This is a genomic window from Amycolatopsis sp. NPDC026612 (assembly GCF_040638285.1).
In the GTDB taxonomy this organism is placed as follows: domain Bacteria; phylum Actinomycetota; class Actinomycetes; order Mycobacteriales; family Pseudonocardiaceae; genus Amycolatopsis.
Genome location: NZ_JBEZYB010000044.1, coordinates 49,156 through 61,905, shown reverse-complemented (window position 1 = coordinate 61,905; position 12,750 = coordinate 49,156). Strand labels below are relative to the sequence as shown.

The window sequence follows — 12,750 nt, the reverse complement described above, 5'->3', positions numbered from 1 at the left end:
ACCTGATCGCCGACCCGGCCGGGGACGCGCCCCGCGACGCGTTGTTCCACCTGGGGGTGCGGGTGACCGACGCCCGGGGTTCCGGGTCGGTGTAGCCGGCCTCCCAGGCCGCGCGGCGCTCCGCCTGCAGCACCGGGTCGGCCACCGGGGCCGCCGACAGCAGGCGCCGCGTGTACTCCTGCTGCGGCGAGTGCAGCACCTGGTCGCGGGTGCCGACCTCGACCAGCTTGCCGTGCTGCATCACCGCGACGCGGTCGGCGAGCAGGTCGACCACCGCCAGGTCGTGGCTGATGAACAGGCAGGCGAACTGCAGCGACTGCTGCAGGTCCAGGAACAGGTCCAGCACGCGGGCCTGCACCGACACGTCCAGCGCCGAGGTGGGCTCGTCCGCGATGAGCAGCGCCGGGTCGAGCGACAGCGCGCGGGCGATGGCCACGCGCTGGCGCTGGCCGCCGGAGAGCTCGTGCGGGTAGCGGTTCATGTAGTGCCCGCCCAGCTCGACCTTGTCGAGCAGCGAGCGCACGCGCGCCGACAGCGCCTTGCCGGACAGCACCTTGTGCAGCACCATCGGCTCGGCGATCGACTCGCCGATCGTCATCTTCGGGTCCAGCGTCGACGCCGGGTCCTGGAACACGATCGAGAAGAACCGGCGAAGCGGGCGGAGCTCCTTGGCGGACATCGTCGTGATGTCCTTGCCCGCGATCGCGACCGTGCCCTGGGTCGCGCGCAGCAGGCCGACGGCGCAGCGGCCGACCGTCGACTTGCCCGAGCCCGACTCGCCGACCAGGCCGACGATCTCGCCCTTGGCGATGGTGATCGAGACGTCGTCCACCGCGCGGTTCTTGCTCTGGCCGCGGCGGCCGGGGTACTCGAGCACGAGGTTCTTGATCTCCAGCGCCGGCGCGGACGCTTCGATCACGGCCTCGAGCTCGGCGTCGGCCAGCCGGATCTCCTCGGCGATCTTGGCCGCCTCGGTGCTGTCGCTGGCGATACCGCCGTCCTCGAGCAGCCGGCGGCCCTCGGGGCGCTGGCCGAGGACCGGCACCGCGGCGAGCAGCCGCCGGGTGTAGTCCTCCTTCGGTGACGCGAACAGCTCGCGCACCGGCGCCTCTTCGACGATCTCGCCCTGGTACATCACGATCACGCGGTCGGCCATGTCGGCGACGACGCCCATGTCGTGGGTGATCAGCACGATCGCGGTGTCGAGGGTGTCCCGCAGCTTGCGCAGCAGGCCGAGGATCTCCGCCTGCACGGTGACGTCGAGCGCCGTGGTCGGCTCGTCGGCGATGATGACCTTCGGGTCGCAGGCGATCGCCATGGCGATGACGACGCGCTGGCGGAGGCCGCCCGAGAGCTGGTGCGGGTACTGCTTGAACCGCTGCTCCGGGTTCGGGATGCCGACCATGTCGAGCAGCTCGACCGCGCGCTTGTCGGCGGCGTCCTTGGCGATGTCGAGGTGCGAACGCAGGGCCTCGCGCAGCTGCCAGCCGACCGTGTAGACCGGGTTCAGCGCGGTCATCGGCTCCTGGAAGATCATCGCGACCTGGTTGCCGCGGATCTTCTGCATGTCCTTCTCTTTGAGATCCGCCAGGTTGCGCTCGCCGAGGCGCAGCTCGCCGGCGATGCGGCTGGTCTTGGGCAGCAGGCCCAGCACCGACATCGACGTGACGGACTTGCCGGACCCGGACTCCCCGACCACGGCGACGATCTCGCCGGGCTGCACGTCGAACCCGATGCCCTTCACGGCGTCGACGACGCCGTCTTCGGTCTGGAACGACACGCTGAGATCGGAGATCGACAGAACCGATCCGGACACGCCGGCGACGTCCGCCGAAGTTGCTTCAGTGCTCACCAAGATGCCCTTCGTGGGGGTACAGACGGTCACGACGCGGCGGTCGCGACTCGCGCGAGGATAACCGAGGGTGTCCCCGACGAAGGTCGGAGCACGGGAATTACGCTCAACCCGTGATCTCCCCGGTATCCCGCAGGCTGCTGTTCGTCCACGCCCATCCCGACGACGAAAGCATCACCACCGGCGCCTCGATCGCACGATACGCGGCCGAAGGCGCCGAGGTGACAGTGGTGACGTGCACCCTGGGTGAAGAGGGCGAGATCATGGCCGGCCTCCCCGAGCTGGCGGGGCTGGGTGCCTGGGCGGCCGACCAGCTGGGCGGCTACCGCGTCGCCGAGCTGAAGGCCGCCTGCGCCGCGCTCGGGGTGTCGCGGCACCGTTACCTGGGCGGCACCGGCCGGTGGCGGGACTCGGGCATGGCCGGCACCCCGTCGGCGGCGCACCCGAGGGCGTTCACCGGGGGCAGCGCCGAGGAGCAGGCGGCCCAGCTGGCGGAGCTCCTCGACGAGGTCCGGCCCCAGGTCGTCGTCACCTACGACGCCTTCGGCGGCTACGGCCACCCCGATCACATCCGGGCCCACGAGATCACGATGGCGGCGGCGACGCGGGCGGGCTCGGTGGAGCGGGTGTTCCACACGGTGACGGCGAAGAGCGCGGTGCGTGCCGGGCTGGCCGCGCTGCGTGCGGGCGAGCCCCGCTACCGCGTCCCGGACGACGACGAGCTGCCCGCGACCCCCGACGAGGAGATCACCACGGTGCTCGACGTCGCCGCGCACCTCCCGGCGAAGGTGGCGGCCCTGCGCGCGCACGCGACGCAGCTGGCGGTGGTCGACGGCGATGTGCCGTACTTCGCGTTGACGAACGAGATCGCCCAGCCGATTCCCGCGGAAGACTGCTTCGTGCTGGCCCACGGTCCGGCCGAGGGCGCGGCGGACGACCTGTTCGGCGGGCTGTGACCGTGGAGGAGCGGCTGACGCTCGAGCGGGGGCTGCTGCTCGCGCTGCTCGTCGTCGACACCCTGCTGTTCGCCGTCCTCGAACTGTTCTTCCTGCCGCTGCGGATCGGGGTCGTCCCGGTCCCGGTGACGATCCTCGTCGGCGCCGTCAGCACACCGTGGCTGGTATGGACCACGGGGAAGCTGGTGCGCCCCGGGCTTTCGTGGGTACCCCTGGCGGTGTGGGTGCTCGTCGTGTTCGGGGTCGGTCTGCTGGGCCCGGGCGGTGACCTGGTGCTGATCCAGGACTGGCGGGCACTGGTGCTGCTCGGGGCGAGTGCGCTGCCGGGCGCGATGGTGCTCGGCGCCGGGCCGGGCCGGACGGTGGGAAGGAGACCGGGACGTGGCTGAGGCGATCTCCGACCGGCAGGTCGTGGCGGTGCTGCGGCCGTTCGTGCGTGCGTGCGGGCCGATGCTCGACGCGCTGCGCGAGTCCGATCCGTTCGGCCTGCAGGCGCGGGCGCAGCGGCCGGAGCAGGACGATCTGGCCGGCGTCGAGTCGGGGCTGAAGACGAAGCTGATCCACGGCGTCACGTCGGTGAAGGTGCCCGGCACGGCGGCGTGGGCGCGGATGACCGGCTACGACCGGTCGAGCTGGTGGATGAACCGCGTCGGCCGGTTCACCGCGCTGCTGACGGCCATCCCCGGCCTGGGTGGCGCGCTGGCCGACCGGCTGCCGGTGCAGGACACGCTCGGCGCGGCGTCGCAGGGCCTGCTGCTGTGCGCCATCGCCGGCGAGTACGGCGTGACGGACGTCGGCACGCGGGTGCGGCTCATCGCGTGGGTGCTCTTCGAGCGCGACATCGCCCCCGATCTGGCGGCGGGCAAGCACGCGGAGCACGACGAAGCCGCCGAGGCGAACGAAGCGGCGAAGCTGACCGAGGAATTGACGGCGTCCGAGAAGAAGCACGGCAAGGCGACGGTGAAGGCCGCGGCGGGGACGCTGTGGCGCCTCGGCCGGGGGCTCGTCGGGATCACCGGTGAACTGGAGAAGCGGCCGCGCGGCAACATCCTGCACCGCGCGCTCGGCATGCTGCCGGTCGTCGGCGCGGCGGGCGACTACCTCGGGGAGCGCTCGGGCCTGCGGGTCGTCTGGAAGCGCGCGCACGTCTGGCTGACCGAACACCGCGGCTGATCGTCCCCGCGCGCGGCCGTAACAAGGCCGGGCCCGGTGCCGACTACGGCCGAGCCCGGCGCACCGGCGCCGGATCGTTCGGGCTGCGAGCGCGCACCGACGACCTCGCCGGCGTCGAGTCCGGCCTGAAGGCGAAGCTGCTCAACGGCGTGGCGGCGGCGAAGGCGCCCTGCAGCGGCGATCGGCAAGGTGCCGCCCCGCGGTGATCTTCCCATGCGGCGGCCGCGGCAAACCTCAGTTCCAGAACTGGAAGACGCCGAAGCCGATCTTCGCGCCGTCCACGTACCCGCCGAGCGCGTTGAAGATGGCGTAGGCGCCCTCCCACAGTGCGTTGTTGGCCGGACGGAAGAGAAACAGGAGCGCGAACAGCATGATCGGCGCCCACGGGCGGACCTGCGCCCCGAGTTCACGAGCTCGTGGGGGCAGGTACGGCTCGATCGCGCCCCAGCCGTCGAGGCCCGGGATCGGGAGGATGTTGAGCAGGAACGTCACCACCTGCAGCAGCGCCAGGTAGGACATCGCGATCACCAGGCCGCCCGCCATCGGGACCAGCGCGACCACCAGCGCCAGCGCCGCCCCGACCGCGAGGTTGCTCAGCGGCCCGGCCAGCGAGACCCACGACGACGTCCCGCGCGAGCGCAGCGCCCCGCGGTTGATCCAGACCGCGCCGCCCGGCAGCGGGATGCCGCCGATGATGAGGAAGACCAGCGGCAGGATGATCGAGAGGACGGGATCGGTGTACTTCCGCACGTCCAAGGTCAGGTAACCCTTGTGGGCGACGCTGTAGTCACCGCCGCGGTAGGCGACCATCGCGTGCCCGAACTCGTGCAGTGACAGCGACGCCACCCAGCCGGCGGCGACGAAGATCACCACGCCCGCGATGAGCAGCGGGTCGCGGTCGCGCACGAAAACGGTGTTGATGTCACCGAACGCAGCCATGGCGCCACCGGCGACGGTGAGCGCGAGGATGCCGAGGAAGACCGGGCTGGGGCGCACTGCTGACTTCTGCACGTGCTCCAGTCTTCCGTATGCCCGGTGTGAAGTTACCGGCGTGTCCCCTTGCGCGATCGGGCCGGAACGTCCCCCGAACTCGCTACTCCGCTTGACCTGATCGCACTACACGGGTGTAATCACAGTGATGTCATTCGCCGCCGAGAGGGGACGGCGAGTGTCGTTTCACCACCGCCAGCCTGGGGAGTGCTAGGGAGCGAGGAGGCGGACGTGCGGTTGGAAGCCGATGGGAAGGAATGGGGGCACGTCATGAGTTGGGGCGAGATCCCGGAGCAGGCTCTGGGAGATCTCACCGAGCTCATCGATGCCACCGAAGAAGAGCAGGATTGGCAGGAACGCGCTCTGTGCGCGCAGACGGACCCGGAGGCGTTCTTCCCCGAGAAGGGCGGTTCCACCCGCGAAGCCAAGCGGATCTGCCTGGGTTGCGAGGTCAAGGACGAGTGCCTTGAGTACGCGCTGGCCCACGACGAGCGCTTCGGCATCTGGGGCGGTCTGTCCGAGCGGGAGCGCCGGAAGCTCAAAAAGCGTGCCGTCTAGTGCGAATCACCGGTGATGCCCGGCGTCACCGGTGATTCCGCTGTGCGGGGCGCTCGGTGTGGGTTCACCACCGGGTGATGGAGTGGGGCCGTAGGGTGGCCGGACCGACTGCCGCCTGATCTGGAGCGTTCGTTGCCCCGCACCGCCGCGCCCGTCCCGCGCACCGCGCCCGTTCTGGCCATTGTGGTCTGTCACGACGGCGAAAACTGGCTGCCGCTGGCGCTTTCCGCGTTGCGCCGCAGCACCGTCCGCCCCCGGCACGTCCTCGCCGTGGACACCGGCTCCACCGACTCGACCCCGCGGCTGCTCGCCGAAGACCCGGGGCCCGGTTCTTCCCCCGTGCTTTCCGGCGTCATCACACTGCCGGGTGACACCGGCTTCGCGGCCGCGGTCGTCGAAGCCGTCCGGCACGCCACCGAGCGCTGGGGCGACCCGGGATCCTGGCTGTGGTTCTTGCACGACGACTGCGCCCCCGAACCCGACTGCCTCGAGCAACTCCTGCACGTGGCCACGGAGGAACCGTCGGCCACCGTGCTCGGCCCCCTCGGCCTCGACTGGACCGATCCGCGGCTGATCGTCGAAGCCGGCCTGTCCACCGACGCCGCCGGCCACCGCCGTCAGGTCGCCGCGACCGGCGAGGACCCGGTGGAGGTGCTCGCCGTGCCCAGCGCGGGCTCGCTCGTACGCCGCGACGCCTGGGACTCCCTCGGCGGCTTCGACCCCGATTTCCCGTTGCTGCGCGAGGATCTCGACTTCGGCTGGCGCGCGAACGCCGCCGGGGGCGTGGTCCTGTCCGTCCCGCTCGCGCGTGTGCGGCACGCCCGGGCCGTCACCACCGGGCAGCGGGCGGCGGACGCGCTCCCCGGCACCCTGCCCGCCGCGGACCGCGCCCACGGGCTGCGCGTGTTCCTGGTGAACTGCTCGCCGTTTTCCTTCTGGGCGGGCATGATCCGGCTCCCGCTGCTGGCGGTGCTGCGCGCGCTCGCCTTCGTCCTGGTGCGCCGCACGGGGGAAGCACGGGCCGAGTTCGCCTCGGCCGGGTACCTCCTCAGTGGACGCGGCGGATTGCGCGCCGCGCGGGCCCGGCGGCGGCGGAATCCGCGGCCGGGCACGGTTCGCGGTCTCTTCACCGGACGCGGGACCCGGCTGCGCAACGCCCTCCGCGCCGGCGTCGTCGGCCTGGTGCGCCGCGGCGTCGAGAACGACGTCGCCCTCGGCCGGGTGCCCGAGACCGTCGAAACCGAGTCGGCGTGGGTGACGCCGGAAGCGCTCGACGCCCGGGAGGACCGTCCGGTCGGCCCCGGCGCGCTGCCCGCCGGGGCGCTGCGGGGAGTCGGCTCGCACGGGTCCGGGCTGCGCCGGCCGGGCACGCTCGTGGCCGTCGCGCTGCCGGAAACCCCGGCTGCCGTCGCCGAAGGCACCCCCGAAGCCGAAGAGCCGGAACCGGAGTTCGTCTTCGTCGAGGTCAACCGCCGCCGGGTGCTCGCGGCCACGATCTTCGCGCCGCCCGTGGTGCTGCTCGTCGTGCTGACCGCACTCGGCCTCTTCGTCAACCGCGCCCGGCTCGGCCTCGACCTCTTCGGCGGCAAACTGCTCCCCGTCGCCGGGCTGGGCGACCTCTGGTCGTCGTACCTGACGCCGTGGCACGCGATCGCGGGCGGCACCGGCGCTCCCGCGTCGGCCACCCTGCCGGTGCTCGGCACGCTCGGCGCGGTGTTCGCCCCGATCGGCGGCCCGGCCGCACTGGTCGCCGTGCTGCTCCTCGGCGACATCCCGCTGGCCGCGCTGAGCGCGTACGCGGCGACGCGGCGGCTTCGGGTACGCCGCTGGGTCCGGGCCGTCGTCGCCGCGACGTACGCGCTGCTGCCGGCCGCGACCGCCGGTGTGGCGCAGGGCCGGCTCGACGTCGTCGTGGTGCACCTGGTGCTGCCGCCGGTCGCGGCGGGCATCGCCGGGCTGCTGATCCGGGCGGACACGCGCTGGCTGCACGTGTCCGCGCTGTCGGCGTTCGGGGTTGCGCTGCTCGGCGCGTTTTCGCCGCTGGCGCACGGGCTCGCGCTCGCCGGGCTCCTGATCGGGTTCGTCGTGCTGCCCGCGCCGACCGGGCTGGCGCGCCGGATCGCGTCGGTAGCCATCGTGGTGCTGCTGCCGCTGGCGTTGCTGCTGCCGTGGCCGACCGTGCTGCTCCGGCACCCGGAACTGCTCGTGCAGGGACTCGGCGGCGCCGCGAACGCCGTCTCGGGCACCGATCTGGCCGGGCTCGACCCCGGTGGCCCCGGCGCGTGGCCCGTCGGCGTCGTGGTGATCGCCGCGGCGCTGGTGGCCGTGGTCGTCCGGCCGACGAAGCTCGCGGCCGGCGGGCTCGCGCTCGCGGCGCTGGGCGCGGGCGGCCTGGTGCTGGTGCGGCTGGTCGCCGCGCCGCCGATGCAAGGCGGCGCCCCGGCGCACGGCTACGCCGGTGTGCCGCTGGTCATCGTCGGCGCCGGGCTGCTGTGGGTCGTGCTCGGGTCGTGGCAGCGCGGCGGCTCGGCCGGGGTCCCGGCGACGTGGCTGCCGAAGGTGATGGCCGCGGCCGGGGTGGCGGTGTTCCTGGCGCTGGCGGCCGGCGCGGTGGTCGTCGGCTCCCAGGGACCGCTCCGGGCCGGTGAGCGGCCGTCGCTGGCCCCCGAGGTCGCGGCCGAGCTGACCGCGTCCGGCCGGTCGGTGCTCGACGTGGCGCCGGACGCGACCCGGCAGATCGCCGGCCGCCTGCCCCGCTACGGCGACGACGAGCTGGCCCCGACGCCCGGCACCCCGGCCCGGCTGGCGGCCTGGCGCCGCGACCTCGGCCAGGGCGACGCCGCGGCGGTGCAGCGCGTCGTGGCGGCCGCGGCGGCCTCGGGCGTGCAGTACCTGGTGCTGCCGCCCGGCGTCGACCCGCAGGCGTACCCGCCGCTGGCGAAGGACGCGCTCTCGGTGGCCGCACCGACGTCCGACGGCCGGGGCGTGCTGAAGCTGCTCCCGCCGGCGGGCCAGGTGATCTTGATCTCGCCGGAACAGGCGAAGGCGGCGGTCACGGGCGGCGGCGCGCCGGGGACCGCCCCGGGCGTCGTGCCGGTGCGCGCGGACCTGCCGGACGTGCGGGTCCGCGTGTCCGACGGCCCCACCGGACGGTTGCTCGTGCTGGCGGCGGAGCAGGAAGCGGGCTGGAAGGCCACGGTGGGCGGCAAGCCGGTGCCGATCGTGCCGGCGTGGGGCCACCAGGTGGCGGTCTCGGTGCCGCCGACGTCGTCGGAGGTCACGGTCGACTACCCGGGCACGGAACGGAACCTCCTGCTGCTGGCCCAGCTGGCCGCGGTGCTGTTCACGCTCCTGACGGCGGTCCCCGCCCGCCGCCGCCCCTGAAACCCGAAAGCGGCACTTTCACGTGAAAGCTACGCTTTGCATCCCAAAGCGGCACTTTCACGTGAAAGTGCCGCTTTGGCCGCCGGGGCTACTCGCCTTCGATGACGTCCGGTTCCACGCCGAGGTAGCCCGCCACCTGCTCCACCAGCACGTCGTGCACCAGCTCGGCCAGCTCCGACGGGTCCTTCGCCCGTGCCTCCAGCGGCCGCCGGTAGAGCACGATCCTGGCCCGCGTCGGCAGGCCCGTGCGGTCGACACCCGCCGGGACCAGCCGCGACAGCGGGACCGCGCCGTCGTGCAGGACGCCGTCCGCCGGGGAGTGGCCGTTTTCGCGGATCTCCGGCACGTCGTCGACCGCCACGTCGAGCTTCGTCAGCTCGTGGCGCCAGCGGGCTTCGATCGGCTCCAGCGCGTCGAGCACCAGTGCGTCGAACCGTTCCGCGCGGCTCGCGGCGGCGGGCAGGGTCGCCGGATACAGCGTCCCGCGCAGGCCCCGGCCATGCCGGTCCCGCCGCGAGCGCCGCCGCTGTCGGTAATCACGAGCCGTCGCCACTCCGGAAGTCTATGCGGTCGGCGCGTCCCAGCGCGTGTCGCTCCTCCTACCTTGCGGCGACGCGCTATCGTTTCGGATCGTGCGGAGCGTACGGAAGTGTTCGCGTACTGGCTGTCTCGAGCCAGCTGTGGCCACGCTGACGTATGCGTACAGCGACTCCACCGCCGTCGTCGGCCCGCTGGCCACCGCCTCCGAGCCCCATTCGTACGACCTCTGCGAAGTCCACGCGCTGCGGCTGACCGTCCCGAAGGGCTGGGAAGTCGTCCGGCACGAAGGCGCCTTCGCCGCCCCGGACCCGTCGGCCGACGAGCTGACCGCGCTGGCCGAGGCCGTGCGCGAGGCCGGCCGCCCCGGCAAGCCCGCGCCGCCCGCACCCGAGCCGGAGGGCCCGTCCGGGCGCCGCGGCCACCTGCGGGTCCTCCCCGGTCGCGCCTGAACGCGTAAGCCACGCACCTCGCCGGTAGGCTTTCCGCGCGGCGCAGCGGGCGCCGGGACGACTATTCGCGGGGAGACGGCGTGCCAGACCTTTCGGGCATCGTGAAGGCCTACGACATTCGCGGCGTGGTCGGCGAGCAGCTCGACGCGGACCTCGTCCGCGACTTCGGTGCCGCCTTCGCCCTGCTCATCAAGCCGGAAGCGCCGTCGGTGGTGATCGGCCACGACATGCGCGACTCCTCGCCGGCGCTGTCGGCCGCGTTCGCCGAGGGCGTCACCTCGCAGGGTCTCGACGTGGTGAGCATCGGGCTGGCCAGCACCGACCAGCTGTACTTCGCGTCGGGCTCGCTGAACCTGCCGGGTGCGATGTTCACCGCGAGCCACAACCCCGCCAAGTACAACGGCATCAAGCTGTGCCGCGCCGGTGCCTCCCCGGTCGGTCAGGACACCGGGCTGGCCGAGATCCGCGACACCGTCGAGCAGGGCGTGCCCGGGTTCGAGGGGCAGCGCGGCACCGTGTCCGAGCGGGACGTCCTCGCCGACTACGCCGCCTACCTGCGCAACCTGGTCGACCTGTCCGGCAGCCGGCCGCTGAAGATCGTCGTCGACGCCGGTAACGGCATGGGCGGGCACACCGTCCCGACCGTCTTCGACGGGCTCCCGATCGACGTCGTGCCGATGTACTTCGAGCTCGACGGCACCTTCCCGAACCACGAGGCCAACCCGCTCGACCCGGCGAACATCGTCGACCTGCAGGCGAAGGTGCGCGAGGTCGGCGCGGACGCCGGCGTCGCCTTCGACGGCGACGCCGACCGCTGCTTCATCGTCGACGAGCGCGGCGAGCCGGTTTCGCCGAGCGCGATCACCGCGCTGGTGGCCGTCCGCGAGCTGGCGAAGGACCCGGGCGGCACGGTCATCCACAACCTGATCACGTCCAAGGGCGTGCCGGAGATCGTCGCCGAGCACGGCGGCAAGCCGGTCCGCACCCGCGTCGGGCACTCGTTCATCAAGGCCGAGATGGCCCGCACCGGCGCCATCTTCGGCGGCGAGCACTCCGCGCACTACTACTTCCGCGATTTCTGGCGCGCCGACACCGGCATGCTGGCGGCGCTGCACGTGCTCGCCGCGCTGGGGGAGCAGAACGGCCCGCTGAGCGAGCTGACCAGCGCGTACTCGCGCTACGCCGCCTCGGGGGAGATCAACTCCACGGTCGACGACCAGGTCGCGAAGATGATGGCCGTCAAGGACGCCTTCGGCACCCGCTCCGGCGTCGAGCTCGACGAGCTGGACGGCCTGACCGTGCAGCTGCCGGGTGGCGCCTGGTTCAACCTGCGCCCGTCGAACACCGAACCGCTGCTGCGGCTGAACGTCGAGGCCGCGAACGCGGAGGCCGTCCAGGGACTGGTGGACGAAGTACTCGCGATCATCCGCAGCTGACCCGTCCACGATGAAGGGGACCGGAACCGTGTCCGGAAGGTGCCCTTCATCACAGCCCTCTGCGTGGTATGGAGGAACCATGGCCATCACGCTCGACGCCCAGCTCCTCGAGATCCTGGCGTGCCCGTCGCCCGACCACGCCCCGTTGCGTCCCGGGGCGCCGGGCAACCCCGAGGCCGACGCACTGACCTGCACGGAGTGTGGCCGGGTGTACCCGGTCCGTGACGGCATTCCGGTGTTGCTCCTCGACGAAGCCACCGTGCCGTCGGAAAGCGGTCCGGCGCCCAGCGGTGCGCCCGGTGACACCGGAAGCTCCGATGCCGACAGTGCTTGACGACACGCTGCTCGACGACCCCGCGCGGCTGGCCGAGGCCGACAGCGCGGGGCTGCTCCGTGCGGCCGCGATGGCCGGCGCCCAGGTGCGGGCGGCCGCCGAGATGGCCGCCGAGCTGGAGCTGTCCGAGCGGCTCGACCTGGGCCGCCCGCGCGCCGTCGTGCTGATCGACCGGCCGGGGGTGAGCCGCACGCTCACGCGGCTGCTGGCCGCTCTGCTGGCGCCGTCGTGCCCGGTCCCGGTGGTCGTCGCCGAGGTGGTGCCGAGCTGGATCGGCGCGCTCGACGTCGTGTTCGCGCACACCGACGACCCCGGTGACCGTGAGCTCGCCGCGTCGCTGGAGCGCGCCGCCCGCTACGGCGCTTCGGTGGTGCTTTCCGGGCCGGCGGAGGGCCCGGTGGCGGCCGCGGTGGCGGGTAAGGGCCTGCTGCTGGCGCCGCGCGTCCCGGTGCCGGCGGAGCTGGCGTTCCCGCGCGGCCTGGCCGCCGGGCTGCTCACCGCGAACGCGCTGGGCCTGCTGATCTCCGACGTCCAGGTGCTGGCCGACCAGCTGGACCTGGAAGCCGAAAAGGACTATCTGGCGCGGGAGTCGTTCGCGAACCCGGCCAAGGCGCTCGCGCTGCGGGTCGCCGACCGCGTGCCGCTGCTGTGGGGGCTGGACCCGGTTGCGGTCGCCGTCGGCGAACACGCTGCGCACGCATTTGCCGCCCACGCGGCCACGGTGTGCGACGTCGAGGACTATCGTCAGGCCCTGGCGCGCCCCGCGTTGCGGCGGGCGGCGCAGTCGGCCGGCGCCGAGCGTGACATCTTCGCCGATCCGGACGATCCCTCTGGTGACATCCCCACCCGGGTGCTGCTGCTCTCGGTGCGGACCGGTCCGGCCACGGACGCGGCGCGCTACCAGGCCGAGGATCTGCTGCCGGGTGCGGACGTCATCGCGCCGGCCGAGGAGATCGAGGCCGACGAAATCGTGCGGGCCGCGGTGCTGGCACTGCGGTTCGAACTGGCGGCGGTCTATCTCGGGCTGGCGGCGGGCAGCATCGGCGGCGCGGGTCGCTTCGCGCCCGCGACGGCGTGA

The 12,750-nt window shown here is 73.0% G+C and carries 12 protein-coding genes; 9 read left to right on the top strand and 3 right to left on the bottom strand.

Annotation, left to right across the window (positions count from 1 at the left end; genetic code table 11):
* On the bottom strand, positions 1 to 1,852 hold a 1,852-nt coding region (locus AB0F15_RS30655), incomplete at its 3' end, for an ABC transporter ATP-binding protein (protein WP_360277747.1).
* A gap of 113 nt (positions 1,853 to 1,965) precedes the next feature.
* Between AB0F15_RS30655 and mshB the strand changes: the two genes are divergently transcribed.
* Genes mshB through AB0F15_RS30640 form a run of 3 tightly spaced genes read left to right on the top strand, consistent with a single transcriptional unit; the run spans position 1,966 to position 3,981 of the window.
* Complete coding sequence (gene mshB / locus AB0F15_RS30650; protein ID WP_360277744.1) at positions 1,966 to 2,808, top strand: N-acetyl-1-D-myo-inositol-2-amino-2-deoxy-alpha-D-glucopyranoside deacetylase; 843 nt, start codon at positions 1,966 to 1,968, stop codon at positions 2,806 to 2,808.
* Entirely contained in the window at positions 2,805 to 3,197 is a 393-nt protein-coding gene (locus AB0F15_RS30645; RefSeq protein WP_360277741.1) for a hypothetical protein, read from the top strand. The genes mshB and AB0F15_RS30645 overlap by 4 nt, the downstream gene beginning before the upstream one ends.
* On the top strand, positions 3,190 to 3,981 hold the full coding sequence (locus tag AB0F15_RS30640) for a hypothetical protein (protein ID WP_360277738.1): 792 nt from the start codon (positions 3,190 to 3,192) through the stop codon (positions 3,979 to 3,981). The genes AB0F15_RS30645 and AB0F15_RS30640 overlap by 8 nt, the downstream gene beginning before the upstream one ends.
* A gap of 234 nt (positions 3,982 to 4,215) precedes the next feature.
* On the opposite strand, the gene AB0F15_RS30635 is transcribed toward AB0F15_RS30640, so the two are convergent.
* A complete protein-coding gene (locus tag AB0F15_RS30635) occupies positions 4,216 to 4,977 on the bottom strand; it encodes a site-2 protease family protein (RefSeq protein ID WP_360277756.1) in 762 nt (253 codons plus the stop codon).
* A gap of 264 nt (positions 4,978 to 5,241) precedes the next feature.
* Between AB0F15_RS30635 and AB0F15_RS30630 the strand changes: the two genes are divergently transcribed.
* Positions 5,242 to 5,529: a WhiB family transcriptional regulator gene (locus AB0F15_RS30630; protein ID WP_161790928.1), complete on the top strand. Its 288-nt coding sequence runs from the start codon at positions 5,242 to 5,244 to the stop codon at positions 5,527 to 5,529.
* Between the two features lie 132 nt (positions 5,530 to 5,661).
* Complete coding sequence (locus tag AB0F15_RS30625; protein WP_360277735.1) at positions 5,662 to 8,913, top strand: glycosyltransferase family 2 protein; 3,252 nt, start codon at positions 5,662 to 5,664, stop codon at positions 8,911 to 8,913.
* Positions 8,914 to 9,001: 88 nt separating this feature from the next.
* Here AB0F15_RS30625 and AB0F15_RS30620 read toward each other — a convergent pair whose 3' ends face one another.
* The gene (locus AB0F15_RS30620) at positions 9,002 to 9,466 is read right to left on the bottom strand and encodes a metallopeptidase family protein (protein WP_103341201.1); all 465 of its coding nucleotides are present in this window, start codon (positions 9,464 to 9,466) and stop codon (positions 9,002 to 9,004) included.
* A gap of 79 nt (positions 9,467 to 9,545) precedes the next feature.
* On the opposite strand from AB0F15_RS30620, the gene AB0F15_RS30615 reads away from it, so the two are divergent.
* The 4 genes from AB0F15_RS30615 (at position 9,546) to AB0F15_RS30600 (ending at position 12,750) form a co-directional block, all read left to right on the top strand.
* Positions 9,546 to 9,902, top strand: coding sequence for a DUF3499 domain-containing protein (locus tag AB0F15_RS30615; protein ID WP_360277732.1), 357 nt, complete (start codon positions 9,546 to 9,548; stop codon positions 9,900 to 9,902).
* Positions 9,903 to 9,982: 80 nt separating this feature from the next.
* Positions 9,983 to 11,338 (top strand): phosphomannomutase/phosphoglucomutase, encoded by a 1,356-nt coding sequence (locus tag AB0F15_RS30610; protein WP_360277729.1) that lies wholly within the window; start codon positions 9,983 to 9,985, stop codon positions 11,336 to 11,338.
* 79 nt (positions 11,339 to 11,417) lie between these two features.
* Positions 11,418 to 11,672 carry a Trm112 family protein gene (locus AB0F15_RS30605; protein ID WP_360277726.1) on the top strand — a complete coding sequence of 85 codons (255 nt, stop codon included), beginning with the start codon at positions 11,418 to 11,420 and terminating at the stop codon, positions 11,670 to 11,672.
* Positions 11,656 to 12,750 (top strand): hypothetical protein, encoded by a 1,095-nt coding sequence (locus AB0F15_RS30600; RefSeq protein WP_360277723.1) that lies wholly within the window; start codon positions 11,656 to 11,658, stop codon positions 12,748 to 12,750. Before AB0F15_RS30605 ends, AB0F15_RS30600 begins: the two co-directional genes overlap by 17 nt.